This window comes from Bacillus sp. FSL R5-0603 (assembly GCF_038050295.1).
Classification (GTDB): domain Bacteria; phylum Bacillota; class Bacilli; order Bacillales; family Bacillaceae; genus Bacillus; species Bacillus subtilis.
This window is the reverse complement of sequence record NZ_JBBOYP010000001.1, coordinates 2157390-2183763: the sequence shown is the minus strand read 5'-3', so window position 1 is coordinate 2183763 and position 26374 is coordinate 2157390. Positions and strand designations below refer to the sequence as shown.

Below are 26374 nucleotides of genomic sequence, written 5' to 3'. Positions count from 1 at the left end.
AGCTATACTAGGACAAAAAGACAGCGAGACTGGGAGAGTAGAGATGGATACATACAGCGTATTTACAACGAAATGGAAACAATTAACCGGAGTCGATTTGACACTATATAAAGAAGCACAAATGAAGAGAAGGCTAACGTCACTTTATGAGAAAAAGGGGTTCCAAAGCTTTAAGGACTTTGCTGCGGCATTGGAAAAGGATCAAGCTCTCTTAAATGAAACATTGGACAGAATGACGATCAATGTTTCAGAATTTTATCGTAATTATAAAAGATGGGAAGTTCTTGAGACTGCAATTCTGCCGTTAATCAAGACCTCTAGGCCTTTAAAGATTTGGAGTGCCGCCTGCTCAACGGGGGAGGAGCCATACACGCTTGCCATGCTTTTGGACCAGCAAAAAGGTCTTCCGGGCTATCAGATTTTGGCGACGGATATTGATGAAAAAGCATTGGAAAAAGCGAAAAAAGGCGTTTATCAGGAGCGGTCTTTACAGGAAGTGCCGCTATCTGTGAAAGATCGTTATTTTACGCAAAACGCAAATAGAAGTTATGAAGTGAAACCGGAAATCAAAAAGAATATTACATTCAAAAAGCACAATTTGCTGGCGGATCGTTATGAACAAGACTTTGACTTAATCGTGTGCCGCAATGTATTTATTTATTTTACAGAAAGCGCGAAGGAAGAGCTGTATTTAAAAATGGCACATAGCTTGAAGAAGAATGGAGTTCTTTTTGTCGGCAGCACCGAGCAAATCTTCAATCCCGAGAAATTTGGCCTAGTCCCAGCCGATACATTCTTTTATCAAAAAAGATAGACTGACTTTTTGCTGAAAAATATGTTATAGTAGTCTTACTTAAAAGCGTTAATGCGATGAAGGGAGAAGAAGTCATGAGATATTTAACAGCCGGAGAATCACACGGCCCCCAACTGACAACCATTATTGAGGGTGTACCTGCCGGGCTTTACATAACGGAGGAAGATATCAATTTTGAGCTTGCCAGACGCCAAAAAGGACACGGCCGCGGCCGCCGCATGCAGATCGAAAAAGACCAGGCCAAAATTATGAGCGGGGTGCGCCATGCACGTACACTCGGTTCACCAATTGCTCTCGTAGTTGAAAATAACGATTGGAAGCATTGGACAAAAATCATGGGCGCCGCTCCAATTACAGAAGATGAAGAAAAGGAAATGAAGCGCCAGATTTCCAGACCTAGACCTGGGCACGCTGACTTAAACGGTGCAATTAAATATAATCATCGTGATATGAGAAATGTGCTTGAGCGTTCTTCAGCAAGGGAAACAACTGTCAGAGTGGCGGCAGGGGCTGTAGCTAAAAAGATTCTTTCTGAGCTTGGCATTAAGGTGGCGGGCCACGTGTTGCAAATTGGCGCTGTTAAAGCTGAAAAAACAGAATATACGTCAATTGAAGACCTGCAGCGCGTAACGGAAGAGTCTCCTGTCAGATGCTACGATGAAGAGGCAGGCAAAAAAATGATGGCTGCCATTGATGAAGCAAAGGCAAACGGAGATTCCATCGGCGGAATAGTAGAAGTCATTGTCGAGGGAATGCCGGTAGGCGTGGGCAGCTATGTCCATTATGACCGCAAGCTGGATAGCAAGCTTGCTGCCGCTGTTCTGTCAATTAACGCATTTAAAGGTGTGGAATTCGGCATCGGATTTGAGGCAGCAGGCCGAAATGGAAGCGAAGTCCATGACGAGATCATTTGGGACGAGGAAAAAGGATACACCCGTGCTACTAACAGACTTGGAGGACTGGAAGGCGGCATGACGACAGGAATGCCAATCGTTGTCCGTGGAGTCATGAAGCCGATTCCGACTTTGTATAAACCGCTGAAAAGTGTCGATATTGAAACGAAAGAACCGTTTTCCGCCAGCATAGAACGTTCAGACAGCTGTGCTGTTCCTGCGGCAAGTGTAGTCGCTGAAGCGGCTGTCGCTTGGGAAATTGCGAACGCAGTCGTTGAACAATTCGGATTAGATCAAATTGACCGCATTAGAGAAAATGTGGAGAATATGAGAAAACTGTCGAGGGAATTTTAATGAAGACACTGCATGTTCAAACTGCTTCCTCGTCATATCCTGTTTTTATCGGACAAGGTATCAGAAAAAAGGCTTGCGAACTATTAACCTCTTTAAACAGGCCTTTAACAAGGATTATGCTTGTCACGGATGAAGAAGTGGACCGCCTGTATGGTGATGAAATGCTTCATTTGCTGCAAGATAAATGGCCTGTGAAAAAAGTGATGGTACCGAGTGGAGAGCAGGCGAAATCCATGGACATGTACACAAAGCTGCAGAGTGAAGCGATTCGATTTCATATGGATCGCTCCTCATGCATCATCGCTTTTGGAGGCGGTGTAGTAGGAGATCTTGCCGGTTTTGTGGCAGCCACTTTTATGCGCGGCATTGATTTCATCCAAATGCCTACGACGCTCTTGGCGCATGACAGCGCAGTCGGAGGAAAAGTAGCCGTGAACCATCCGCTTGGAAAAAATCTAATCGGTGCGTTTTATCAGCCGAAAGCCGTGCTCTATGATACAGATTTCCTGCGTTCTCTGCCTGAAAAAGAGCTTAGGTCCGGAATGGCAGAAGTGATTAAACACGCTTTTATCTATGACAGAGCGTTTCTGGAGGAGCTGCTGAATATCCACTCACTGCGTGATATCACAAGTGATCAGCTGAATGACATGATTTTTAAAGGCATTTCAATTAAAGCGTCTGTCGTTCAGCAGGATGAAAAAGAAGAGGGGATAAGAGCTTACTTAAACTTCGGGCATACGCTCGGTCATGCCGTTGAGGCGGAATATGGATACGGGCAGATCACTCACGGTGATGCCGTAGCCCTCGGAATGCAGTTTGCTTTATATATAAGCGAAAAGACTGTAGGCTGTGAAATGGACAGAAAACGTTTGGTCAGCTGGCTAAAAAGCCTGGGTTATCCAAGTCAAATCAGAAAAGAGACGGAAACTTCGGTTCTCTTGGACCGTATGATGAATGATAAGAAAACCCGTGGCGGGAAGATTCAGTTTATTGTGCTCAACGAATTAGGGAAAGTTGCTGATCATACATTTTCCAGAAATGAACTTGAGAGCTGGCTGAACAAATGGCGATTGGAGGAGACATCATGATGATTCGCGGAATTCGCGGAGCAACTACAGTTGAACGGGATACTGAAGAAGAAATTTTACAAAAAACAAAACAGCTGTTAGAGAAAATCATAGAAGAAAATCATACAAAACCGGAAGATGTTGTTCAAATGCTTCTTTCGGCTACACCTGATTTGCACGCTGTTTTCCCGGCAAAAGCTGTTCGCGAGCTTTCAGGATGGCAGTATGTACCGGTAACATGTATGCAGGAAATGGACGTAACAGGCGGTCTGAAAAAGTGCATAAGAGTCATGATGACCGTCCAGACAGATGTCCCTCAGGATCAGATCAGACATGTATATTTAGAAAAAGCCGTCGTATTGAGGCCCGATTTATCATTGACAAAAAATACTGAATTGTAATACGATAAGAATAGCTTAGAAATACACAAGAGTGTGTATAAAGCGATTAGAATGAGTTGAGTTAGAGAATAGGGTAGCAGAGAATGAGTTTAGTTGAGCTGAGACATGTATGTTTATTCTACCCAAAAGAAGTCTTTCTTTTGGGTTTATTTGTTATATAGTATTTTATCCTCTCATGCCATCTTCTCATTCTCCTTGCCATAAGGAGTGAGAGCAATGAATTTCCAATCAAACATTTCCGCATTTTTAGAGGACAGCTTGTCCCACCACACGATACCGATTGTGGAGACCTTCACAGTCGATACACTGACACCCATTCAAATGATAGAGAAGCTTGACAGGGAGATTACGTATCTTCTTGAAAGCAAGGACGATACATCCACTTGGTCCAGATATTCGTTTATCGGCCTGAATCCATTTCTCACAATTAAAGAAGAGCAGGGCCGTTTTTCGGCCGCTGATCAGGACAGCAAATCTCTTTACACAGGAGATGAACTAAAAGAAGTGCTGAACTGGATGAATACCACATACAAAATCAAAACACCTCAGCTTGGCATTCCTTTTGTCGGCGGAGCTGTCGGGTACTTAAGCTATGATATGATCCCGCTGATTGAGCCTTCTGTTCCTTCGCATACAAAAGAGACAGACATGGAAAAGTGTATGCTGTTTGTTTGCCGGACATTAATTGCGTATGATCATGAAACCAAAAACGTCCACTTTATCCAATATGCAAGACTCAATGGAGAGGAAACAGAAGACGAAAAAATGGATGTATTCCATCAAAATCATCTAGAGCTCCAAAATCTCATCGAAAAAATGATGGACCAAAAAAACATAAAAGAGCTGTTTCTCTCTGCTGATTCATACAAGACGCCCAGCTTTGAGACGGTATCTTCTAATTATGAAAAATCGGCTTTTATGGCTGATGTAGAAAAAATCAAAAGCTATATAAAAGCAGGCGATATCTTTCAGGGCGTTTTGTCACAGAAATTTGAGGTGCCGATAAAAGCAGATGCTTTTGAGTTATACCGAGTGCTTAGGATCGTCAATCCTTCTCCGTATATGTATTATATGAAACTGCAAGACAGAGAAATAGTCGGCAGCTCTCCGGAACGGTTAATACACGTTCAAGACGGGCACTTAGAAATCCATCCGATTGCCGGTACGAGAAAACGCGGCGCAGACAAAGCTGAAGATGAGAGACTGAAGGTTGAGCTGATGAAGGATGAAAAAGAAAAGGCGGAGCATTACATGCTCGTTGATCTTGCCCGAAACGATATCGGCAGAGTAGCAGAGTATGGTTCTGTTTCTGTGCCGGAGTTCACAAAAATTGTCTCCTTTTCACATGTCATGCACATTATCTCGGTGGTTACAGGCCGATTGAAAAAAGGGGTTCATCCTGTCGATGCACTGATGTCTGCTTTCCCGGCGGGGACTTTAACAGGCGCACCCAAAATCCGTGCCATGCAGCTTTTGCAAGAGCTCGAACCAACACCGAGAGAGACATACGGAGGGTGTATTGCCTACATTGGGTTTGACGGGAATATCGACTCTTGTATTACGATTCGCACGATGAGTGTAAAGAACGGTGTTGCATCGATACAGGCAGGTGCGGGCATTGTTGCTGATTCAGTTCCGGAAGCCGAATACGAAGAAAGCTGTAATAAAGCCGGTGCGCTGCTGAAAACGATTCATATTGCAGAAGACATGTTTCATAGCAAGGAGGATAAAGCTGATGAACAGATTTCTACAATTGTGCGTTGACGGAAAAACCCTTACTGCCGGTGAGGCTGAAACGCTGATGAATATGATGATGGCAGCGGAAATGACTCCTTCTGAAATGGGTGGCATATTGTCTATTCTTGCTCATCGGGGGGAGACGCCAGAAGAACTTGCGGGTTTTGTGAAGGCAATGCGGGCACACGCTCTTACAGTCGATGGACTTCCTGATATTGTTGATACATGCGGAACCGGGGGAGACGGTATTTCCACTTTTAATATTTCAACGGCCTCGGCAATTGTTGCCTCGGCAGCTGGCGCAAAAATCGCTAAGCATGGCAATCGCTCTGTCTCTTCTAAAAGCGGAAGCGCTGATGTTTTAGAGGAGCTAGAGGTTTCTATTCAAACCACTCCCGAAAAGGTCAAAAGCAGCATTGAAACAAACAACATGGGATTTCTTTTTGCGCCGCTTTACTATTCGTCTATGAAACATGTAGCAGGTACTAGAAAAGAGCTAGGTTTCAGAACGGTATTTAATCTGCTTGGGCCGCTCAGCAATCCTTTACAGGCGAAGCGTCAGGTGATTGGGGTCTATTCTGTTGAAAAAGCTGGACTGATGGCAAGCGCACTGGAGACGTTTCAGCCGAAGCACGTTATGTTTGTATCAAGCCGTGACGGTTTAGATGAGCTTTCAATTACAGCACCGACCGACGTGATTGAATTAAAGGACGGAGAGCGCCGGGAATATACCGTTTCACCCGAAGATTTCGGTTTCACAAATGGCAGACTTGAAGATTTACAGGTGCAGTCACCGAAAGAGAGCGCCTATCTCATTCAGAATATTTTTGAAAATAAAAGCAGCAGTTCCGCTTTATCTATTACGGCCTTAAATGCGGGTGCTGCGATTTACACGGCGGGAATTACCGCCTCACTCAAGGAAGGAACGGAGCTGGCGTTAGAGACGATTACAAGCGGAGGCGCTGCTGCGCAGCTTGAACGACTAAAGCAGAAAGAGGAAGAGATCTATGCTTGAAAAAATCATCAAACAAAAGAAAGAAGAAGTGAAAACACTGGTTCTGCCGGTAGAGCAGCCTTTCGAGAAACGTTCATTTAAGGAGGCGCTGGCAAGCCCGAATCGGTTTATCGGGTTGATTGCCGAAGTGAAGAAAGCATCGCCGTCAAAAGGGCTTATTAAAGAGGATTTTGTGCCTGTGCAGATTGCAAAAGACTATAAGGCTGCGAAGGCAGATGCGATTTCCGTTTTAACAGACACCCCGTTTTTTCAAGGGGAAAACAGCTATTTATCAGACGTAAAGCGTGCTGTTTCGATTCCTGTACTTAGAAAAGATTTTATTATTGATTCTCTTCAAGTAGAGGAATCAAGAAGAATCGGAGCGGATGCCATATTGTTAATCGGCGAGGTGCTTGATCCCTTACACCTTCATGAATTATATCTTGAAGCAGGTGAAAAGGGGATGGACGTGTTAGTGGAGGTTCATGATGCATCAACGCTAGAACAAATATTGAAAGAATTCACACCCGACATTCTCGGCGTAAATAATCGAAACCTAAAAACGTTTGAAACATCTGTAAAGCAGACAGAACAAATCGCATCTCTCGTTCCGAAAGAATCCTTGCTTGTCAGCGAAAGCGGAATCGGTTCTTTAGAACATTTAACATTTGTCAATGAACATGGGGCGCGAGCTGTACTTATCGGTGAATCATTGATGAGACAAACTTCTCAGCGTAAAGCAATCCATGCTTTGTTTGGGGAGTGAGGTTGTGAAGAAACCGGCATTAAAATATTGCGGTATTCGGTCACTAAATGATTTGCATCTTGCGGCGGAATCACAGGCTGATTACCTAGGATTTATTTTTGCTGAAAGCAAACGAAAAGTATCTCCGCAAGATGTGAAAAAATGGCTGAACCAAGTTCGTGTCGAAAAACAGGTTGCAGGTGTTTTTGTTAATGAATCACTAGAGACGATGTCACGTGTTGCCAAGAGCTTGAAGCTCGACGTTATTCAGCTTCACGGTGATGAAAAACCGGCGGATGCTGATGCTCTTCGCAAGCTGACAGGCTGTGAAATATGGAAGGCGCTTCACCATCAAGATAACACAACTCAAGAAATAGCCCGCTTTAAAGATCATGTTGACGGCTTTGTGATTGATTCATCTGTAAAAGGGTCTAGAGGCGGAACTGGTGTTGCATTTTCTTGGGAATGTGTGCCGGAATATCAGCAGGCGGCTATTGGTAAACGCTGCTTTATCGCTGGCGGCGTGAATCCGGATAGCATCACAGGCCTATTGAAATGGCAGCCAGAAGGAATTGACCTTGCCAGCGGAATTGAAAAAAACGGACAAAAAGATCAGAATCTGATGAGGCTTTTAGAAGAAAGGATGAACCGATATGTATCCATATCCGAATGAAATAGGCAGATACGGTGATTTTGGCGGAAAGTTTGTTCCGGAAACACTCATGCAGCCGTTAGATGAAATAGAAACAGCATTTAAGCAAATCAAGGATGATCCTGTTTTTCGTGAAGAATATTATAAGCTGTTAAAGGACTATTCCGGACGGCCGACTGCATTAACATACGCTGATCGAGTCACTGAATACTTAGGCGGCGCGAAAATCTATTTGAAACGAGAAGATTTAAACCATACAGGTTCTCATAAAATCAATAATGCGCTAGGTCAAGCGCTGCTTGCTAAAAAAATGGGCAAAACGAAAATCATTGCTGAAACTGGTGCCGGCCAGCATGGCGTTGCCGCTGCAACAGTTGCAGCCAAATTCGGCTTTTCCTGTACTGTGTTTATGGGTGAAGAGGATGTTGCCCGCCAGTCTCTGAACGTTTTCCGCATGAAGCTTCTTGGAGCGGAGGTAGTGCCTGTAACAAGCGGAAACGGAACATTGAAGGATGCCACAAATGAGGCGATCCGGTACTGGGTTCAGCATTGTGAGGATCACTTTTATATGATTGGATCAGTTGTCGGCCCGCATCCTTATCCGCAAGTGGTCCGTGAATTTCAAAAAATGATCGGAGAGGAAGCGAAGGATCAGTTGAAACGTATTGAAGGCACTCTGCCTGATAAAGTAGTGGCATGTGTAGGCGGAGGAAGCAATGCGATGGGTATGTTTCAGGCATTTTTAAATGAAGATGTTGAACTGATCGGCGCTGAAGCAGCAGGAAAAGGAATTGATACGCCTCTTCATGCCGCCACTATTTCGAAAGGAACCGTAGGGGTTATTCACGGTTCATTGACTTATCTCATTCAGGATGAGTTCGGGCAAATTATTGAGCCCTACTCTATTTCAGCCGGTCTCGACTATCCTGGAATCGGTCCGGAGCACGCATACTTGCATAAGAGCGGCCGTGTCACTTATGACAGTATCACTGATGAAGAAGCGGTGGATGCATTAAAGCTTTTGTCAGAAAAAGAGGGGATTTTGCCGGCAATCGAATCTGCCCATGCTTTAGCGAAAGCATTCAAACTCGCCAAAGGAATGGATCGCGGTCAACTCATTCTCGTCTGTTTATCAGGACGGGGAGACAAGGATGTCAACACATTAATGAAGGTATTGGAAGAAGAGGTGAAAGCCCATGTTTAAATTGGATCTTCAACCATCAGAAAAATTGTTTATCCCGTTTATTACGGCGGGCGATCCAGTTCCTGAGGTTTCGATTGAACTGGCGAAGTCACTCCAAAAAGCAGGCGCCACTGCATTGGAGCTTGGTGTTGCATACTCTGACCCGCTTGCAGACGGTCCGGTGATCCAGCGGGCTTCAAAGCGGGCACTTGATCAAGGAATGAATATCGTAAAGGCAATCGAATTAGGCGGAGAAATGAAAAAAAACGGAGTGAATATTCCGATTATCCTCTTTACGTATTATAATCCTGTGTTACAATTGAACAAAGAATACTTTTTCGCTTTACTGCGGGAAAATCATATTGACGGTCTGCTTGTTCCGGATCTGCCACTAGAAGAAAGCAACAGCCTTCAAGAGGAATGTAAAAGCCATGAGGTGACGTATATTTCTTTGGTTGCGCCGACAAGCGAAAGCCGTTTGAAAACCATTATTGAACAAGCCGAGGGCTTCGTCTACTGTGTGTCTTCTCTGGGTGTGACCGGTGTCCGCAATGAGTTCAATTCATCCGTGTACCCGTTCATTCGGACAGTGAAGAATCTCAGCACTGTTCCGGTTGCCGTAGGGTTCGGTATATCAAACCGTGAACAAGTCATAAAGATGAATGAGATTAGTGACGGTGTCGTAGTGGGAAGTGCGCTCGTCAGAAAAATAGAAGAATTAAAGGACCGGCTCATCAGCGCTGAAACGAGAAATCAGGCGCTGCAGGAGTTTGAGGATTATGCAATGGCGTTTGGCGGCTTGTACAGTTTAAAATGAGGTGACTGATTTGCGTATCAAAGAACATTTAAAACAGCTGAAGCCTTATCAGCCTGGAAAGCCGATTGAAGCAGTGAAATCAGAATATGGCTTGGACAAAGTTGTGAAGCTTGCTTCAAACGAAAATCCTTACGGCTGTTCAGAGGCTGCAAAAGAGGCGCTTCATCATGAGATTCAACAGCTAGCCCTTTACCCGGACGGGTATAGCGCCGCTTTGCGGACAAGGCTCAGTAAGCACCTCGATGTCAGCGAAACATCACTTATTTTCGGCAACGGTTCTGATGAAATCATTCAGATCATCTGCCGGGCATTTCTAAACAATAAAACCAATACGATCACTGCTGTTCCGACTTTTCCGCAATATAAACATAATGCGGTTATTGAAGGTGCTGAAGTACGTGAAATTGCACTTCGTCCCGACGGCTCACATGATTTAGACGCCATGTTAGAAGCCATCGACGAACAGACACAAGTCGTTTGGATATGCAGCCCGAATAATCCGACTGGCACTTATACATCTGAAGGAGAATTACTCGCATTTCTGGAGCGCGTTCCTTCTCGTGTCCTTGTCGTTCTTGACGAAGCATATTATGAATATGTAACAGCAGAGGATTACCCGGAAACCGTGCCGCTCTTAAGCAAGTATTCCAATTTGATGATTTTGCGCACATTTTCAAAGGCATACGGTCTGGCAGCGCTCAGGGTCGGATACGGAATTGCTGACGAGAACCTGATTCGCCAGATTGAGCCGGCGAGAGAGCCGTTTAATACGAGCCGTCTGGGCCAGGCTGCGGCGATTGCCGCACTTGATGATCAAGCGTTTATTGCTTCCTGTGTCGAGCAAAATAATGCAGGCCTTCAGCAGTATTATGATTTTGCGAAAACTCATGGTTTAAAGTGCTACCCTTCACAGACAAATTTTGTGTTAATTGACTTTAAACGTCCTGCTGATGAACTGTTTCAGGCTCTGCTGGAAAAAGGCTATATCGTCCGGTCAGGAAATGCATTAGGTTTCCCGACATCACTCCGGATTACGATCGGAACAAAAGAGCAAAATGAAGAAATACTTGCCATTTTAGCTGAAATTTTATAAGAGGTGATCAAATATCACCTCTTTAGTCTATAAACCAGGTGATGACGTATGAATCAAATGAAAGATACAATATTGCTCGCCGGTCTCGGATTGATAGGCGGTTCGATTGCCCTAGCCATCAAAAAAAATCATCCCGGCAAACGGATTATCGGAATCGACATCTCTGATGAACAGGCGGTAGCGGCATTAAAATTAGGTGTGATAGACGATCGTGCTGATTCGTTTATTAGCGGTGCGAAAGAGGCAGCTACAGTAATCATTGCGACACCTGTTGAACAAACACTGGTTATGCTTGAAGAGCTGGCTCATTCAGGAATTGAACATGAGCTTTTGATTACGGATGTAGGAAGCACAAAGCAAAAAGTGGTTGATTACGCTGATCAAGTGCTGCCTAGCCGCTATCAATTTGTCGGAGGGCATCCGATGGCGGGTTCACATAAATCGGGAGTGGCCGCTGCGAAGGAGTTCCTGTTTGAAAATGCATTTTATATTTTAACCCCAGGCCAGAAAACGGACAAACAAGCTGTGGAACAGTTAAAAAACCTGCTGAAGGGGACGAATGCCCATTTTGTGGAAATGTCGCCAGAGGAGCATGATGGTGTTACAAGTGTAATCAGTCATTTTCCGCATATTGTAGCAGCCAGTCTTGTTCACCAAACCCATCATTCGGAAAACCTGTATCCGCTTGTTAAGCGTTTTGCTGCCGGCGGGTTCAGAGATATTACAAGGATTGCATCAAGCAGCCCGGCAATGTGGCGGGATATTTTATTACATAATAAAGATAAAATCTTAGACCGTTTTGATGAGTGGATTCGTGAAATTGACAAGATCCGTACATATGTAGAACAAGAAGATGCGGAAAATCTATTTCGTTATTTTAAAACAGCCAAGGATTATCGTGACGGGCTGCCGCTTCGGCAAAAGGGAGCGATACCTGCATTTTATGATTTATATGTGGATGTACCCGATCATCCGGGTGTGATATCCGAGATAACAGCGATCTTAGCTGCGGAGCGCATCAGTATCACGAATATCCGCATTATCGAAACACGAGAAGATATTAACGGGATTTTAAGGATCAGTTTTCAGTCTGATGACGACCGCAAAAGGGCAGAACAATGCATTGAAGCCCGGGCGGAATATGAAACTTTTTATGCTGATTGAGGTGGAAAAAATGAAACGAGAAAAGGTGCAGGCCTTACATGGAGAAATACATATTCCCGGTGATAAATCCATTTCTCACCGCTCTGTTATGTTTGGCGCGCTAGCGACAGGCACAACAACAGTTAAAAACTTTCTGCCGGGAGCAGATTGTCTGAGCACGATCGATTGCTTTAGAAAAATGGGTGTTCACATTGAGCAAAGCAGCAGCGATGTAGTGATTCACGGAAAAGGAATCGATGCCCTGAAAGAGCCAGAAAGCCTTTTAGATGTCGGAAATTCAGGTACAACCATTCGCCTGATGCTCGGAATATTGGCAGGCCGTCCTTTTTACAGCGCAGTAGCCGGAGATGAGAGCATTGCGAAGCGCCCAATGAAGCGTGTTACTGAGCCTTTGAAAAAAATGGGGGCTAAAATTGACGGCAGAGCCGGCGGAGAATTTACACCGCTGTCGGTGAGCGGCGCTTCATTAAAAGGCATTGAATATGTATCACCTGTTGCAAGCGCGCAAATTAAATCTGCTGTTTTGCTGGCCGGATTACAGGCTGAGGGCACAACAACTGTCACAGAGCCCCATAAATCTCGGGACCACACTGAGCGGATGCTTTCTGCTTTTGGCGTTAAGCTTTCTGAAGATCAAACGAGTGTTTCCATTGCTGGTGGCCAGAAACTGACAGCTGCAGATATTTTTGTTCCTGGAGACATTTCTTCAGCCGCGTTTTTCCTTGCTGCTGGCGCGATGGTTCCAAACAGCAGAATTGTATTGAAAAACGTAGGTTTAAATCCGACTCGGACAGGTATTATTGATGTCCTTCAAAACATGGGGGCAAAACTTGAAATCAAACCATCTGCTGATAGCGGTGCAGAGCCTTATGGAGATTTGATTATAGAAACGTCATCTCTAAAGGCAGTTGAAATCGGAGGAGATATCATTCCGCGTTTAATTGATGAGATCCCTATCATCGCGCTTCTTGCGACTCAGGCGGAAGGAACTACCGTTATTAAAGACGCGGCAGAGCTAAAAGTGAAAGAAACAAACCGTATTGATACTGTTGTTTCTGAGCTTCGCAAGCTGGGTGCTGAAATTGAACCGACAGCAGATGGAATGAAGGTTTATGGCAAACAAACGTTGAAAGGCGGCGCTGCAGTGTCCAGCCACGGAGATCATCGAATCGGAATGATGCTTGGTATTGCTTCCTGTATAACGGAGGAGCCGATTGAAATCGAGCACACGGATGCCATTCACGTTTCTTATCCAACCTTCTTCGAGCATTTAAATAAGCTTTCGAAAAAATCCTGAAGTTTTACTTCAGGATTTTTTATGCAGATCATAATTCGAGGCGAAAAAACATAGCTTGTCTTATAGAGGGGATAGAAAAACAAAAAGGGGGGATGTGCTTTACTTACAAGCCGGCAGGTCAAAGAGCTGCTTTACTGTACAGAGGGCGATCTTCCTTTTTTCATTTTCTATCTCAAGATCTTTTGGTAAACTAATAAGACTCAATAATTCCCTTCCGTACAGAAGCATCTTATTTGCCGGGGGCATTCGTCTGAATTATGATAAGATTAACCCGAACAAATAAAGCTTTTTAGTATGGTTGATGTTGTATAGGAAAAGAAAGGACCGGTCCGATTTGAATACATTGATTCAAGAAGCCATAAAATTAGTTGAAGCAGGTGAAACAGAAAAAGGCCTCAACACACTCTCGAAGGCTGAAAAACAGCTGCATGATGAAGATAAAGCCATTGCAGCCCAGCTTTATTACGAGTGGGGCGATGTAGAAAAAGCCATTTCACTGATTAGTGATCTACATGATTTATATCCAAATGAAACAGAACTGACGAATTTCTACGCTGAACTTTTAATAGATATTGACGAAGAAGAAAAAGCCCTCGCTGTGCTGGAGACTATTCCGGAAACAGATCCATCATATCCGGAAAGTTTGCTGCTTATGGCGGATCTTTATCAGATGCAGGGGTTATTCGAAGTCAGTGAACAAAAGCTTTTACAGGCAAAGTCCATTCTGGACAATGAACCTGTTATTGATTTTGCACTGGGAGAACTTTACTTTGCTCAGGGAGCCTATGCAAAAGCGGTTCAATATTTTAAAACAACGGCTGAGGAGCAGGGGGAGATCGGAGGCGTTAATGTCCATCAAAGACTGGCAGAATCGTTAAGTGCCTCAGGTGAATTTGAGGATGCTATTCCATGGTACGAGAAAGCTGTCGATGAGAATCCTGATCCTAACACGATTTTCGGCTATGGTTTTACAGCTTTACAGGCGGGACTTGTGAAAACAGCTATTAAGCAGCTGTCTGATCTAAAGGAGCTTGATCCATCTTATACTTCACTTTATATGCCGCTCTCGAAAAGCTATGAAGCTGAAGGAATGTATGAAGAGGCATTTAAAACGGCAAAAGAGGGGATCAGATATGATGAATATAACAAAGAACTTTTCCTTTATGCCGCCAAAATGGCCTTAAAAATCGGGAAGTCAGAAGAGGGGAAAAAGCTGCTTCAGGAGGCGCTTGCGCTTGATCCGGGCTTTGTCGAGGCGCTTCATACACTTCTTGCCGTGTATCACAAAGAAGAGGATTATGATCAGATCATTGATCTTATTCAAGAGGTTCGAAGCTACGGTGAAGAAGATCCGAAATATAATTGGTATCTTGCAAGCGCATATACTGAATTAGAGCAATACGAGGAAGCAAAACAATCCTTTGAGGCTGCCTATCTTCATTACCGGGAGGATAGAGATTTCTTATATGAATACGCAAGCTTCCTATTAGAAGAAGGCCTTCAAAAAGAAGCGCTGCCGCTTTTGAAAAAGGTTCTTGAAATGGACGGAGCCAATGAAGAGCTTGAAGAAACGATTTTGCGAATCGAGGATGAATTTTCTAGATAAGCAGGAATATTAACCATTCATGTGGAACATATAAGTATATAGATTATACGAACGATAGAGGAGGGAATTACATGCAGACCCCTGTTTCTGTCAATGAGAAAAAAGATTTTATCCGTTGGTTTTTAAACCATTATCAGTTAAAGCGCCGAGAGTGCGTTTGGATCTTGAACTACTTAATGAGCCATGATTCTCTCATGGAGAAGGTTCATTTTGTGGAGCAGGCTGAATTTTGCCCGAGAGGCATTATAATGTCAACACATTGTGTTGAAGAAGTTCCGTTCCGGTTCTATAAAGAGAATGTCATGACTACCGACGCGGAAAAATCTTTTCATGATATTAGATTAAATAAACAGCAGGATTTGTTTATCCAGCTTAATTTCCGTTCGGCTTACAGCTCACCTGAATATGCGGCGGTGCTGGAGTCCAACCCGCATATTCCGAAAGATCTTTTTGAGAATAAAAAAGATCAGGGATTGGCGGAACAGATTTTAGAGCACGCTATTTCCACATTCCAAAGAGAAAAATTATTAAAAGACATTGACGAGGCGTTAGATCGTCATGATAAAGAGGCATTTGAACAATTATCGCGCCAATTAAATCAGCTCACATAATATGACCAGCCTTGCAGTGAATTGCAAGGCTTGTTGCCGTAAAGGGGGAGAACGATGAGGTGGAGAATCACTGATGCCAAGGACTATTTACAAGCTAAGGATTACATTGATACCGCTGTCATACCATTAATTAACATAAGGGTTAATAACCATTTTAAAATGGCGGCGGAGAAAGGCGAGTTTACGCAGCTTCTCTCAGAAGAACTTGAAAGGCAGTTAAAGGGACGGGTATATTTACTTCCGCCTTATACATATGTTGATAGAAATGAAATAACCGTTCAAGGGCTTAAGGATTTGCGGGAAGAGCTGATAACGGAATTTCCGCATGTTGTCCTGCTCACATCTGACGAAAGTTGGAGAGCTGAGGATGCGTTAGGCAAAATCATTGTTACACCGTCTGTTCCATTAGAGCATTTAAATGACTCTTTAAAAAGAAAAATATTGGATGAACGCACTGCTGAAATTTTGAACGTTTTGTTACAGTTATGGAGCACTTCATAAAAACACTTACATTTCCTTATGAACAATATTTTGGCTATATTGACCTTGCTGAGAGATTCATATATTATGAGGGTGTCTAGAGTTATTGCAATATTTTCTATTTTAGTCAGTTTGCAGGGGTGACCTAGAGGGGGGAGAAGAGATGGGCGGAAAACATGATATATCCAGACGTCAATTTTTGAATTACACGCTCACAGGCGTAGGAGGTTTTATGGCGGCTAGTATGCTCATGCCTATGGTTCGCTTCGCACTCGACCCGGTATTAAAATCGACAGGGAAGCAGGATATGGTTCAGGTTGTCAGCGTTGATGAGTTGACAAAAGAGCCGCAGCGCTTTGATTTTAAAATTAATCAAGTCGATGCCTGGTATGAGTCAGAAGAGTCAAGATCAGCCTGGGTCTTCAAAAACGGGGATGAAATTGTAGCACTTTCGCCAATTTGTAAACATTTAGGGTGTACGGTGAACTGGAATAGTGATCCTAAAAACCCGAATAAATTCTTTTGTCCATGCCATTACGGACTCTATGAAAAGGACGGCACCAATGTCCCTGGCACGCCGCCGCTTGCGCCTCTTGATCATTATGAGCAAGAAGTAAAAGACGGCTTCCTGTATCTTGGAAAAGCAAAGCCTAAGGGGGAAGGGTGACATGCTGAACAAAATTTATGACTGGGTAGACGAGCGGCTTGATATTACACCGATGTGGAGGGATATTGCCGATCACGAAGTACCGGAACATGTGAATCCCGCCCATCATTTCTCTGCGTTTGTATATTGCTTTGGGGGACTGACGTTTTTTGTAACCGTTATCCAAGTATTATCTGGAATGTTTTTAACGATGTATTATGTGCCTGATATCAAAAATGCCTGGGAATCGGTATATTATTTGCAAAATGAAGTGGCATTCGGCCAGATTGTCAGGGGGATGCACCACTGGGGTGCGAGCCTGGTCATTGTGATGATGTTTTTACATACGCTGAGGGTCTTTTTCCAAGGCGCGTATAAAAAACCGCGCGAGCTGAACTGGATTGTCGGTGTGCTGATCTTTTTTGTTATGCTCGGTCTTGGCTTTACAGGCTACTTGCTTCCTTGGGATATGAAAGCTCTGTTTGCAACAAAAGTCGGGTTGCAGATCGCCGAAGCCACGCCTTTGATCGGAACGCAAGTTAAAACGCTCCTTGCAGGGCATCCGGATATTGTAGGCGCCCAAACGCTGACTAGGTTTTTTGCGATCCATGTATTTTTTCTTCCTGCCGCATTGTTCGGGCTGATGGCTGCACATTTTATTATGATCCGGAAGCAGGGGATTTCAGGACCGCTTTAAACTCTTGATCTGCGAATAAAAGGGAGGGGATGACATGCACCGGGGCAAAGGGATGAAATTTGTAGGCGACTCAAGGATACCGGCTGAAAAAAAGCCGAATATACCGAAGGATTATTCGGAGTATCCCGGTAAAACAGAGGCTTTCTGGCCAAATTTCTTGTTAAAGGAATGGATGGTTGGAGCTGTCTTTCTCATCGGTTTTCTCGTTTTGACGATTGTGCATCAGCCGCCATTGGAGCGGATGGCGGACCCGACTGATACTGGTTATATTCCGCTGCCGGATTGGTATTTTCTTTTCTTATACCAGCTGTTGAAGTATGAATACGCCGCCGGAAGCTTTACAGTGGTCGGCGCCATGATTATGCCAGGTCTCGCTTTTGGGGCCCTGCTTTTGGCTCCATTCCTAGACAGAGGGACAGAAAGAAGGCCGTGGAAGCGTCCAGTCGCTGTCGGTATGATGCTTCTGGCCATTTCCGCTGCTGTATTTTTGACATGGCAGTCAGTTGCTACTCATGACTGGGCCAAGGCAGAAGAACAGGGGAAAATCACAAAAGAAGCCGACATTGACACCAATGCAGAAGGATATAAGGTCTTTAAGGAACAAGGCTGTATTTCTTGCCATGGGGATAACCTTCAGGGAGGAGCGGCTGGGCCTTCATTGGTTGACAGCGGGCTGAAACCGGAAGAAATCAAAAAAATCGCTGTAGAAGGGAAAGGCAAAATGCCGGCGGGTGTGTTCAAAGGAAATGATAAGCAGCTCGAAGAACTTGCAAAATTTATTTCTGAAACAACCGCAAAATAACGTATTGTGAATTGTCAAATGGAAGGATATACTTTTAATATCAAAAGCTGACCCGGCGTCAGCTTTTTTATATGGACATATAATTTTTACAGACTGAGAGTTGATACGATGTGAAATGGTTTCAATATGTATTAGGGCAGCGGCCGATGCTTATTCTTGTCTTAGTCATTAATTTTCTGGGAACGGTTTACGGCTACTATTGGTACTTGCCGCAGCTTTTGGAGACACCGGCCCGTTTCCTGATTTTTGTTCCGGACAGTCCGACAGCAACGTGTTTCTTTCTGTTTGTGCTGCTAGCCTTTCTCTTGAAACGGAATGCTCCGCTCTTTGAGGCGCTTGCGCTAGTTACCCTCGTAAAGTATGGCCTATGGGCGGTGGCTATGAATTTTCTTGTGCTTGCAGTAACTGGTGACTTACCGTGGGAGGGCTACATGCTAATTGCTTCGCATTTTGCAATGGCAGTTCAAGGCGTATTATACAGTCCGTATTTTCGTTTTTCATTTTGGCATCTTGCAATTGCTGCAGTCTGGACACTGCATAACGATGTCATTGACTACTTGTTTGATATGATGCCGCAATACTCTATGCTTTCTGATTATATGACTGAAATAGGATACGGAACATTTTGGCTAAGCATCTTTTCAATCGGGCTTGCTTACTTTCTTGTGGTCTCGAAAAAGCAAACGAAGCTTGAGCTGATGTAAAGACAATGTTGGTCTATCCTTGTCCCTTTCTTCATATTCTGTAAGGAGAGAGAGTGGGAGGGACCTGCATGAAACGAAAGCTGACGATCTGTTTGTTGATTGCACTTATTTTTTATAATGGAAATGCCAAGGCTGCAGAGCGGGGAAGCCTCGAGGAATTGGATGATTTATCCGATACAGTCTTTCAAATGACCCGACAGGCGAAATATGAAGAGGCGCTTCAAGTCTTGGAGTATTTTGAAAAAACATTAAAATCCGCTGAGAAAAAGCAGCAAGACCCCATGCTAACGGGAGCCCAAATTCGTCAAATCACGTTGGGCTATAATGATATGGTTCGGAGCTTAAAGCAAGCTGATACATCAGACACACAAAAACTCAGAGCAGCCGCGCAGTTCAGAATGCTGATGGATGCGGTTGACAATCGGTCTGACCCGCTTTGGGGCTCACTGGAAAAACCGATTATGGAAGCTTTTACTGAGCTGAAGCGAGATGTCCAAAAGAATGGAAGCACAAGCTTTCATGAAAAATGGAATGAATTTATCAGTTTATATGACTTGATTTACCCCAGTCTTACAATCGATGTATCAGAGGATCAGCTAGAAACAGTCGGAAAACATATAGATGTTATTGAGCAAGAGGAATTTCAGCAAATGACAGAGAGCACGAAGCTTGAACGGCTTTCCCTTCTTCAGCATGACCTGAAAAATGTGTTTGACAGGGTGGAGGAGGATGATGCCGATCCGTCTTTACTCTGGGTGATGATTACAACCGGCAGTATCATCATTACTGCTCTTACCTATGTCGGTTACAGAAAGTACAAGGCGGAAAAAAACAAGCTGAAAAAAAGGGACTACCCTAAATAAGGATGAGGGGCGGCGGTCAGCCGCCTTTTTTCTATTACATGTCAGCGCGGAAGCGGATTTTTATTTTCATCAAGCGTAAATCCTTCTCCGAGCACATCGTGAACATCGCTTACCGCTACAAAGGCATGGGGATCAATGGAGTTAATCACGCTTTTCAGCATCACCAATTCGTTTTTCGGCACCACACAATAAAGTACATCTATATCCTCTTTTGTGTAGGAACCTTGTCCTTTCAAAATGGTGACGCCCCGTTCCATTTCTTCAAGAATCTTTTTCTGAATCAGGTCGTTTTTCGAAGAGATGATCGTAGCGCCTTTAGCAGCGTACCCGCCTTCCTGAATAAAATCGATTAATCGTGCCGCTACAAATACAGCTACCAGCGTATACATCGCTTCTTTATAGGAGAGATAAGTAAGCAAAGACAAAATGATGACGCAGGCATCGAAAGCAAACATCGTTCTGCCCATCGGGATCCCAAAATACTTATTCACTAAACGTGCGATGATATCAACACCGCCTGTCGTACCGCCGAACTTGAAAATAATACCCAGTCCGGCTCCGATGAATACGCCGGCAAATAAAGCGGCGAGCGCTAAGTCGTGCTGAAGGGGCATATGGATTTCATATCGCTGAAAGATGCTGAGGAACAAAGACAAGGCTACAGTGCCGACAAGGGTATAAACAAACATTGTCCTGCCGAGCAAACGCCAGCCAATAAAAAAAATCGGAATGTTCAACACCAGGTTCGAGATAGAGGGGCTGATGTGGAAAAGGGCATAAAGCAAAAGTGTAATACCTGTAAAACCGCCCTCAGCCAGATTGTTCTGCATATTGAAATGAACCAAGCCAAATGAAAAAATTGCCGCTCCGATTAAAATAAAAAATATGTTTTTTAATCTAATTTCTCCAAGCATCACACAAAACCCCTTTTCCTTCCATTAGATAGCGTTTATATTATAGTGGATGAAAAAGAAAACAGCAAACGTGCTTAAACATTTGTCAAACGTATCTGAATTAGCTAACATGTAAGAGGATGATAGGAGGTTTCGTTCAGTGAGTGATAAAACAATGAAAGACATACAGGCTGAAGTAGACCGTTACATCGGCCAATTTAAAGAAGGATATTTTAGCCCGCTGGCCATGATGGCGAGGCTGACTGAAGAACTGGGCGAGCTTGCCAGAGAAGTGAATCACCGTTATGGAGAAAAACCAAAAAAAGCGACTGAAGATGATAAAAGCATGGAAGAGGAAATGGGCGATGTGCTATTTGTATTGGTTTGTTTAGCCAACTCCCTTGATATCTCTTTAGAGGAAGCCCACGACCGAGTCATGCATAAATTTAATACAAGAGATAAAGATCGCTGGACCAGAAAAGAAGAAGGAAAGTAGAGGAGATCGAGATGTCAAACGAAACAATTAAAGTAGTCATTGCGGGACCGCGTGGAAGAATGGGGCAGGAAGCTGTTAAATTGGCAGAACGAACACCTCATTTTGACCTTGTCGGGGCCATAGACCATACATACGATCAGCAAAAATTATCTGATGTGATGCCTGTTGAGTCAGATGCTTTCATTTATACAGATATCCATGCCTGTTTTACAGAAACACAACCGGATGTCTTGATTGATTTAACAACGCCCGAAATCGGAAAAGTACATACAAAAATTGCATTAGAGCACGGAGTCCGTCCAGTTGTCGGAACAACCGGTTTCTCAGAAGCTGATTTAAAAGAGCTCACATCTTTAACAGAAGAAAAAGGGATCGGAGCCATCATCGCGCCAAATTTTGCGCTCGGTGCGATACTGATGATGAAATTTTCAAAAATGGCTGCCAACTATTTTGAGGATGTTGAGATTATTGAGCTTCATCATGACCAGAAGCTTGACGCACCAAGCGGAACTGCGCTTAAAACAGCGGAAATGATTTCAGAAGTCCGTAAAGAAAAGCAGCAAGGACATCCGGATGAAAAAGAAATTCTCCCAGGAGCAAGAGGAGCGGAGCAAAACGGCATTCGCTTGCACAGCGTCCGTCTTCCGGGACTGATCGCGCATCAGGAGGTCATGTTCGGCATGGATGGCCAAACGCTTCAGATACGCCATGATTCTTATAACCGGGCTTCTTTCATGTCAGGCGTTAAACTGTCAGTCGAACAAGTCATGAAGATTGATCAGCTTGTGTACGGTTTAGAAAATATCATTGATTAGACGGGGGGATAAACAATGAAAATTGCTTTGATCGCGCATGACAAGAAAAAACAGGATATGGTTCAATTTACGACTGCCTATCGGGATATTTTAAAGAATCATGATCTATACGCAACCGGAACCACAGGGTTGAAAATTCAAGAGGCGACAGGTCTTCAAATTGAACGTTTTCAATCCGGCCCTTTAGGGGGAGACCAGCAAATCGGTGCACTGATCGCTGCCAATGCACTCGATCTTGTCATTTTTTTGCGCGACCCGCTGACCGCGCAGCCGCATGAACCGGATGTCTCGGCATTAATCCGGTTATGTGATGTGTATTCCATTCCGCTCGCCACAAATATGGGTACTGCGGAAATTCTTGTCCGCACACTTGATGAAGGTGTTTTCGAATTCCGTGACCTTCTTCGGGGAGAAGAGCCGAATGTATAATGCTGACGTTCTTGCTTTTGGCGCCCACAGTGATGATGTCGAGATCGGAATGGGCGGCACAATAGCGAAGTTTGTCAAACAGGGAAAAAAAGTAATGATATGCGATTTGACAGAAGCGGAACTCTCTTCTAACGGTACGGTCAGTTTGCGTAAAGAAGAAGCAGCTGAAGCAGCCCGCATATTAGGCGCAGATAAAAGAATTCAGCTAACGCTTCCAGACCGCGGCCTAATAATGAGTGATCAGGCAATTCGGTCGATTGTCACTGTCATCAGAACCTGCCGCCCAAAAGCGGTTTTTATGCCGTATAAAAAGGATCGCCATCCGGATCACGGCAATGCGGCTGCACTCGTGGAAGAAGCGATCTTTTCCGCCGGAATCCATAAATATAAAGACGAAAAAAGCCTTCCGGCGCATAAAGTCAGCAAGGTTTACTATTATATGATAAATGGTTTTCATCAGCCGGATTTTGTTATTGATATCTCGGATACAATAGAGGCAAAGAAACAAAGCCTCAACGCCTACAAAAGCCAGTTTATCCCGTCAAAGGATTCCGTTTCTACTCCTCTGACGAATGGGTATATTGAGATCGTTGAAGCGAGAGAAAAGCTTTACGGTAAAGAAGCGGGCGTGGAGTATGCCGAAGGTTTCTTTTCCAAACGGATGCTGATGCTTGATCATGATGTGCTTGGGGGCGAACAATGAGAAAACTAAAAATAGGAATCACATGCTATCCGAGCGTTGGAGGCTCAGGTATCATTGCGACAGAACTGGGGAAGCAGCTTGCTGAAAAGGGCCATGAAATCCATTTCATCACATCAAGCATTCCGTTTAGACTGAATACATATCATCCCAATATTCATTTTCATGAAGTTGAGGTTAATCAATATGCTGTTTTTAAGTATCCTCCGTATGATTTGACATTGGCAAGCAAAATCGCAGAGGTGGCGGAACGGGAGAATTTAGACATTATCCATGCTCACTATGCTCTCCCGCATGCCGTTTGCGCCTATCTTGCAAAACAAATGCTGAAACGCAATATCGGCATTGTTACAACTTTGCATGGCACGGATATCACGGTGTTAGGTTATGATCCGTCTCTAAAAGATCTGATCCGTTTTGCTATTGAGTCATCAGACAGGGTGACGGCCGTCTCCTCAGCGCTTGCGGCTGAAACATACGATTTAATTAAACCGGAGAAAAAAATTGAAACGATTTATAACTTTATAGACGAGCGCGTGTATCTGAAGAAAAACACAGCGGCAATTAAAGAGAAACATGGAATTTTACCAGATGAAAAAGTCGTCATCCATGTGTCCAACTTCAGAAAGGTTAAACGCGTCCAGGATGTCATCCGTGTGTTCCGCAATATCGCTGGCAAAACGAAAGCGAAGCTGCTTTTAGTCGGAGACGGTCCGGAGAAATCGACAGCCTGCGAGCTTATCAGAAAATATGGCTTGGAAGACCAAGTCTTAATGCTTGGAAATCAAGACCGTGTTGAAGAGCTTTATTCTATTAGCGATTTGAAGCTGTTGCTATCTGAAAAAGAAAGCTTTGGCCTTGTCCTGCTTGAAGCGATGGCTTGCGGAGTGCCTTGTATCGGAACAAATATTGGCGGTATCCCTGAGGTTATAAAAAACAATGTGAGCGGATTTTTGGTGGACGTCGGTGATGTTGCGGCAGCAACAGCCCGCGCGATGAGCATTTTAGAAGATGAACAGCTAAGCAATCGTTTTACAAAGGCGGCAATAGAGATGCTTGAAAATGAATTTTCTTCCGAAAAAATTGTCAGCCAGTATGAACAGATTTATGCCGATTTAGCAGAACCGGAGTGATCACATGGAAAAAGTTTTTATCAAAGCACTTCCCGTGCTCCGCATCTTAATCGAAGCAGGCCATCAGGCTTATTTTGTCGGGGGCGCAGTTCGTGACAGCTATATGAAACGAACGATCGGAGATGTCGATATCGCGACAGATGCGGCACCTGATCAAGTAGAACGGCTGTTTCAGCGGACTGTTGATGTAGGCAAAGAGCACGGGACCATTATTGTGCTCTGGGAGGATGAAACCTATGAAGTCACGACATTCCGGACTGAATCTGATTATGTTGATTTCAGAAGACCGTCAGAAGTGCAATTTATCTCATCATTAGAAGAGGATCTAAAACGCAGAGATTTAACGATCAATGCGATGGCCATGACAGCGGATGGGAAGGTGCTTGATTATTTTGGCGGCAAGAAAGATATTGATCAGAAAGTGATTCGAACCGTTGGAAAGCCTGAGGATAGATTTCAAGAGGATGCGCTTCGTATGCTGAGAGCCGTACGCTTTATGAGCCAGCTTGGCTTTAGACTTTCACCGGAAACAGAAGAAGCCATTGCGAAAGAAAAATCACTCCTCTCTCATGTTTCAGTCGAACGAAAAACTATAGAGTTCGAGAAATTGCTGCAGGGAAGAGCTTCTCGCCAGGCGCTTCAAACACTCATTCAAACGAGATTGTATGAAGAGCTTCCTGGTTTTTATCATAAACGAGAAAACCTGATTTCAACGAGTGAGTTTCCATTCTTCTCTTTAACATCCCGTGAGGAGCTTTGGGCTGCTCTTTTAATTAACCTTGACATAGTCTTGAAAGACGCGCCCCTTTTCCTGAAAGCCTGGAAGCTCCCGGGAAAAGTGATCAAGGAAGCCATTCACATTGCCGATACGTTTGGCCAGAGCCTTGACGTAATGACAATGTACAGAGCTGGGGAAAAAGCACTGCTCTCAGCGGCCAAAATATCGCAGCTTCGGCAAAACGAAAAACTGGATGAAAAGAAACTGAAGGATATTCAGTACGCTTATCAAAACCTGCCGATCAAAAGCCTTAAGGATCTTGATATCACGGGTAAGGACTTGCTTGCGCTTCGAAACCGGCCGGCCGGAAAATGGGTGTCGGAAGAATTACAGCGGATCGAGCAGGCTGTTGTGACAGGGAAGCTCTCCAATCAAAAGAAACACATAGAGGAGTGGCTGAAGACATGCGGTCAACATTAAGAAAAGACCTTATTGAATTATTTTCTCAGGCCGGCAATGAATTTATTTCCGGCCAAAAAATCAGTGATGCTCTCGGCTGTTCAAGAACTGCTGTGTGGAAGCATATTGAAGAGCTTCGGAAAGAGGGTTATGAAGTAGAAGCCGTTAGAAGAAAAGGATATCGGCTCATCAAAAAGCCCGGAAAACTCAGTGAAAGCGAAATTCGTTTTGGATTAAAAACGGAAGTGATGGGCCAGCATCTTATTTACCATGACGTTCTTTCAAGCACGCAAAAAACGGCTCATGAGCTCGCGAATAATAACGCACCGGAAGGCACCCTCGTGGTGGCTGACAAACAAACAGCCGGAAGGGGCCGAATGTCTAGGGTATGGCATTCTCAAGAAGGAAACGGCGTTTGGATGAGCCTGATTTTGCGGCCTGACATTCCGCTCCAAAAAACACCGCAGCTGACTCTGCTTGCTGCAGTAGCTGTTGTGCAGGGAATAGAAGAGGCAGCAGGCATCCAAACGGATATTAAATGGCCAAATGACATTTTGATTAACGGAAAAAAAACAGTTGGCATCCTAACGGAAATGCAGGCTGAAGAAGACCGCGTACGTTCAGTGATTATTGGGATCGGCATTAACGTTAACCAGCAGCCTAATGATTTTCCAGATGAATTGAAGGACATCGCGACAAGCCTCAGCCAAGCTGCTGGGGAAAAAATTGATCGGGCCGGCGTCATCCAGCATATTTTACTATGCTTTGAGAAACGGTACCGGGATTATATGACGCACGGATTTACGCCGATTAAGCTTTTATGGGAAAGCTATGCACTCGGTATTGGCACTAATATGAGAGCCAGAACGTTAAACGGAACCTTTTACGGGAAGGCGTTAGGTATAGATGATGAAGGCGTTCTGCTTTTAGAAACGAACGAAGGCATTAAAAAAATCTATTCTGCCGATATCGAATTAGGCTAATGTGTTGGTACAAGCCCGTTGATTTTGGTATACTTCCATTGGGCAGTATCGCCTGCGAACTGCACCTATTGTTAAAATAGATAGACATTGCAGCAGTCTGCCTTGATCCAAAAAAGGACTGGGACAGA

General features: G+C 44.2%; 29 protein-coding genes. 28 read left to right on the top strand and 1 reads right to left on the bottom strand.

Annotation, left to right across the window (positions count from 1 at the left end):
* Positions 1-43 precede the first annotated feature (43 nt).
* From cheR to ypjB, 21 genes are all read left to right on the top strand, one after another.
* Entirely contained in the window at positions 44-814 is a 771-nt protein-coding gene (gene cheR / locus NYE56_RS10980) for a protein-glutamate O-methyltransferase CheR (RefSeq protein ID WP_014477188.1), read from the top strand.
* A gap of 74 nt (positions 815-888) precedes the next feature.
* Positions 889-2061: a chorismate synthase gene (gene aroC / locus NYE56_RS10975; RefSeq protein ID WP_004398727.1), complete on the top strand. Its 1173-nt coding sequence runs from the start codon at positions 889-891 to the stop codon at positions 2059-2061.
* A complete protein-coding gene (gene aroB, locus NYE56_RS10970) occupies positions 2061-3149 on the top strand; it encodes a 3-dehydroquinate synthase (RefSeq protein ID WP_341283852.1) in 1089 nt (362 codons plus the stop codon). The genes aroC and aroB overlap by 1 nt, the downstream gene beginning before the upstream one ends.
* Positions 3146-3529: a chorismate mutase gene (aroH, locus tag NYE56_RS10965; protein ID WP_004398675.1), complete on the top strand. Its 384-nt coding sequence runs from the start codon at positions 3146-3148 to the stop codon at positions 3527-3529. Before aroB ends, aroH begins: the two co-directional genes overlap by 4 nt.
* A gap of 216 nt (positions 3530-3745) precedes the next feature.
* Positions 3746-5293 (top strand): anthranilate synthase component I, encoded by a 1548-nt coding sequence (trpE, locus tag NYE56_RS10960; protein WP_216998828.1) that lies wholly within the window; start codon positions 3746-3748, stop codon positions 5291-5293.
* Positions 5265-6281, top strand: coding sequence for an anthranilate phosphoribosyltransferase (gene trpD, locus NYE56_RS10955; RefSeq protein ID WP_187953628.1), 1017 nt, complete (start codon positions 5265-5267; stop codon positions 6279-6281). The genes trpE and trpD overlap by 29 nt, the downstream gene beginning before the upstream one ends.
* The gene (trpC, locus tag NYE56_RS10950) at positions 6274-7026 is read left to right on the top strand and encodes an indole-3-glycerol phosphate synthase TrpC (protein WP_341283851.1); all 753 of its coding nucleotides are present in this window, start codon (positions 6274-6276) and stop codon (positions 7024-7026) included. Before trpD ends, trpC begins: the two co-directional genes overlap by 8 nt.
* A gap of 4 nt (positions 7027-7030) precedes the next feature.
* Positions 7031-7678 (top strand): phosphoribosylanthranilate isomerase, encoded by a 648-nt coding sequence (locus NYE56_RS10945; RefSeq protein WP_341283850.1) that lies wholly within the window; start codon positions 7031-7033, stop codon positions 7676-7678.
* Positions 7659-8861 (top strand): tryptophan synthase subunit beta, encoded by a 1203-nt coding sequence (gene trpB / locus NYE56_RS10940; protein ID WP_101502409.1) that lies wholly within the window; start codon positions 7659-7661, stop codon positions 8859-8861. Before NYE56_RS10945 ends, trpB begins: the two co-directional genes overlap by 20 nt.
* Positions 8854-9657: a tryptophan synthase subunit alpha gene (gene trpA / locus NYE56_RS10935; RefSeq protein ID WP_021481539.1), complete on the top strand. Its 804-nt coding sequence runs from the start codon at positions 8854-8856 to the stop codon at positions 9655-9657. Before trpB ends, trpA begins: the two co-directional genes overlap by 8 nt.
* A gap of 10 nt (positions 9658-9667) precedes the next feature.
* On the top strand, positions 9668-10750 hold the full coding sequence (hisC, locus tag NYE56_RS10930; protein WP_161986171.1) for a histidinol-phosphate transaminase: 1083 nt from the start codon (positions 9668-9670) through the stop codon (positions 10748-10750).
* Between the two features lie 48 nt (positions 10751-10798).
* Complete coding sequence (locus NYE56_RS10925; RefSeq protein WP_014480118.1) at positions 10799-11914, top strand: prephenate dehydrogenase; 1116 nt, start codon at positions 10799-10801, stop codon at positions 11912-11914.
* A gap of 10 nt (positions 11915-11924) precedes the next feature.
* Positions 11925-13211 (top strand): 3-phosphoshikimate 1-carboxyvinyltransferase, encoded by a 1287-nt coding sequence (aroA, locus tag NYE56_RS10920; RefSeq protein ID WP_341283849.1) that lies wholly within the window; start codon positions 11925-11927, stop codon positions 13209-13211.
* A 334-nt stretch (positions 13212-13545) separates the two neighbouring features.
* Entirely contained in the window at positions 13546-14817 is a 1272-nt protein-coding gene (locus tag NYE56_RS10915) for a tetratricopeptide repeat protein (RefSeq protein WP_341283848.1), read from the top strand.
* Between the two features lie 71 nt (positions 14818-14888).
* Positions 14889-15428: a ReoY family proteolytic degradation factor gene (locus NYE56_RS10910; RefSeq protein ID WP_014477176.1), complete on the top strand. Its 540-nt coding sequence runs from the start codon at positions 14889-14891 to the stop codon at positions 15426-15428.
* Between the two features lie 54 nt (positions 15429-15482).
* Entirely contained in the window at positions 15483-15929 is a 447-nt protein-coding gene (locus tag NYE56_RS10905; RefSeq protein WP_124058507.1) for a YpiF family protein, read from the top strand.
* 142 nt (positions 15930-16071) lie between these two features.
* Entirely contained in the window at positions 16072-16575 is a 504-nt protein-coding gene (locus NYE56_RS10900) for a ubiquinol-cytochrome c reductase iron-sulfur subunit (protein WP_003230627.1), read from the top strand.
* Between the two features lies 1 nt (position 16576).
* Positions 16577-17251 carry a menaquinol-cytochrome c reductase cytochrome b subunit gene (qcrB, locus tag NYE56_RS10895; protein ID WP_003225560.1) on the top strand — a complete coding sequence of 225 codons (675 nt, stop codon included), beginning with the start codon at positions 16577-16579 and terminating at the stop codon, positions 17249-17251.
* A gap of 34 nt (positions 17252-17285) precedes the next feature.
* Positions 17286-18053, top strand: a complete 768-nt coding sequence (locus NYE56_RS10890; RefSeq protein ID WP_004398051.1) for a menaquinol-cytochrome c reductase cytochrome b/c subunit — start codon at positions 17286-17288, stop codon at positions 18051-18053.
* A gap of 110 nt (positions 18054-18163) precedes the next feature.
* Positions 18164-18757 (top strand): DUF1405 domain-containing protein, encoded by a 594-nt coding sequence (locus tag NYE56_RS10885; protein WP_341283847.1) that lies wholly within the window; start codon positions 18164-18166, stop codon positions 18755-18757.
* A 68-nt stretch (positions 18758-18825) separates the two neighbouring features.
* The gene (ypjB, locus tag NYE56_RS10880; RefSeq protein ID WP_341283846.1) at positions 18826-19620 is read left to right on the top strand and encodes a sporulation protein YpjB; all 795 of its coding nucleotides are present in this window, start codon (positions 18826-18828) and stop codon (positions 19618-19620) included.
* Between the two features lie 41 nt (positions 19621-19661).
* Here the strand turns inward: ypjB and NYE56_RS10875 are convergent, their stop codons facing one another.
* The gene (locus tag NYE56_RS10875; protein WP_003230635.1) at positions 19662-20534 is read right to left on the bottom strand and encodes a YitT family protein; all 873 of its coding nucleotides are present in this window, start codon (positions 20532-20534) and stop codon (positions 19662-19664) included.
* A 139-nt stretch (positions 20535-20673) separates the two neighbouring features.
* On the opposite strand from NYE56_RS10875, the gene NYE56_RS10870 reads away from it, so the two are divergent.
* From NYE56_RS10870 to NYE56_RS10840, 7 genes are read left to right on the top strand one after another with little or no spacing between them, the layout of a single operon-like run.
* Positions 20674-21009, top strand: coding sequence for a nucleotide pyrophosphohydrolase (locus NYE56_RS10870; RefSeq protein WP_004398044.1), 336 nt, complete (start codon positions 20674-20676; stop codon positions 21007-21009).
* An 11-nt stretch (positions 21010-21020) separates the two neighbouring features.
* Positions 21021-21824 carry a 4-hydroxy-tetrahydrodipicolinate reductase gene (gene dapB, locus NYE56_RS10865; RefSeq protein ID WP_003230638.1) on the top strand — a complete coding sequence of 268 codons (804 nt, stop codon included), beginning with the start codon at positions 21021-21023 and terminating at the stop codon, positions 21822-21824.
* A 15-nt stretch (positions 21825-21839) separates the two neighbouring features.
* Positions 21840-22253 (top strand): methylglyoxal synthase, encoded by a 414-nt coding sequence (gene mgsA, locus NYE56_RS10860; RefSeq protein ID WP_014477171.1) that lies wholly within the window; start codon positions 21840-21842, stop codon positions 22251-22253.
* Positions 22246-22956, top strand: a complete 711-nt coding sequence (gene bshB1, locus NYE56_RS10855; protein WP_014480112.1) for a bacillithiol biosynthesis deacetylase BshB1 — start codon at positions 22246-22248, stop codon at positions 22954-22956. Before mgsA ends, bshB1 begins: the two co-directional genes overlap by 8 nt.
* Positions 22953-24086, top strand: coding sequence for an N-acetyl-alpha-D-glucosaminyl L-malate synthase BshA (gene bshA, locus NYE56_RS10850; protein ID WP_341283845.1), 1134 nt, complete (start codon positions 22953-22955; stop codon positions 24084-24086). The genes bshB1 and bshA overlap by 4 nt, the downstream gene beginning before the upstream one ends.
* Before the next feature lie 4 nt (positions 24087-24090).
* Positions 24091-25284 carry a CCA tRNA nucleotidyltransferase gene (locus NYE56_RS10845; RefSeq protein ID WP_268547984.1) on the top strand — a complete coding sequence of 398 codons (1194 nt, stop codon included), beginning with the start codon at positions 24091-24093 and terminating at the stop codon, positions 25282-25284.
* Positions 25269-26246, top strand: coding sequence for a bifunctional biotin--[acetyl-CoA-carboxylase] synthetase/biotin operon repressor (locus tag NYE56_RS10840; RefSeq protein WP_003230650.1), 978 nt, complete (start codon positions 25269-25271; stop codon positions 26244-26246). The genes NYE56_RS10845 and NYE56_RS10840 overlap by 16 nt, the downstream gene beginning before the upstream one ends.
* Positions 26247-26374: the final 128 nt, after the last annotated feature.

Coding starts and splice junctions, on each gene's coding strand:
- trpA (WP_021481539.1), top strand. CDS start 8,854: ATGTTTAAATTGGATCTTCAACCATCAGAAAAATTGTTTATCCCGTTT.
- bshB1 (WP_014480112.1), top strand. CDS start 22,246: ATGTATAATGCTGACGTTCTTGCTTTTGGCGCCCACAGTGATGATGTC.
- trpD (WP_187953628.1), top strand. CDS start 5,265: ATGAACAGATTTCTACAATTGTGCGTTGACGGAAAAACCCTTACTGCC.
- NYE56_RS10900 (WP_003230627.1), top strand. CDS start 16,072: ATGGGCGGAAAACATGATATATCCAGACGTCAATTTTTGAATTACACG.
- bshA (WP_341283845.1), top strand. CDS start 22,953: ATGAGAAAACTAAAAATAGGAATCACATGCTATCCGAGCGTTGGAGGC.
- trpB (WP_101502409.1), top strand. CDS start 7,659: ATGTATCCATATCCGAATGAAATAGGCAGATACGGTGATTTTGGCGGA.
- ypjB (WP_341283846.1), top strand. CDS start 18,826: ATGAAACGAAAGCTGACGATCTGTTTGTTGATTGCACTTATTTTTTAT.
- NYE56_RS10925 (WP_014480118.1), top strand. CDS start 10,799: ATGAATCAAATGAAAGATACAATATTGCTCGCCGGTCTCGGATTGATA.
- NYE56_RS10910 (WP_014477176.1), top strand. CDS start 14,889: ATGCAGACCCCTGTTTCTGTCAATGAGAAAAAAGATTTTATCCGTTGG.
- trpC (WP_341283851.1), top strand. CDS start 6,274: ATGCTTGAAAAAATCATCAAACAAAAGAAAGAAGAAGTGAAAACACTG.
- aroC (WP_004398727.1), top strand. CDS start 889: ATGAGATATTTAACAGCCGGAGAATCACACGGCCCCCAACTGACAACC.
- NYE56_RS10905 (WP_124058507.1), top strand. CDS start 15,483: ATGAGGTGGAGAATCACTGATGCCAAGGACTATTTACAAGCTAAGGAT.
- trpE (WP_216998828.1), top strand. CDS start 3,746: ATGAATTTCCAATCAAACATTTCCGCATTTTTAGAGGACAGCTTGTCC.
- aroB (WP_341283852.1), top strand. CDS start 2,061: ATGAAGACACTGCATGTTCAAACTGCTTCCTCGTCATATCCTGTTTTT.
- cheR (WP_014477188.1), top strand. CDS start 44: ATGGATACATACAGCGTATTTACAACGAAATGGAAACAATTAACCGGA.
- dapB (WP_003230638.1), top strand. CDS start 21,021: ATGTCAAACGAAACAATTAAAGTAGTCATTGCGGGACCGCGTGGAAGA.
- aroA (WP_341283849.1), top strand. CDS start 11,925: ATGAAACGAGAAAAGGTGCAGGCCTTACATGGAGAAATACATATTCCC.
- NYE56_RS10890 (WP_004398051.1), top strand. CDS start 17,286: ATGCACCGGGGCAAAGGGATGAAATTTGTAGGCGACTCAAGGATACCG.
- qcrB (WP_003225560.1), top strand. CDS start 16,577: ATGCTGAACAAAATTTATGACTGGGTAGACGAGCGGCTTGATATTACA.
- aroH (WP_004398675.1), top strand. CDS start 3,146: ATGATGATTCGCGGAATTCGCGGAGCAACTACAGTTGAACGGGATACT.
- NYE56_RS10840 (WP_003230650.1), top strand. CDS start 25,269: ATGCGGTCAACATTAAGAAAAGACCTTATTGAATTATTTTCTCAGGCC.
- NYE56_RS10875 (WP_003230635.1), bottom strand. CDS start 20,534: ATGCTTGGAGAAATTAGATTAAAAAACATATTTTTTATTTTAATCGGA.
- NYE56_RS10845 (WP_268547984.1), top strand. CDS start 24,091: ATGGAAAAAGTTTTTATCAAAGCACTTCCCGTGCTCCGCATCTTAATC.
- mgsA (WP_014477171.1), top strand. CDS start 21,840: ATGAAAATTGCTTTGATCGCGCATGACAAGAAAAAACAGGATATGGTT.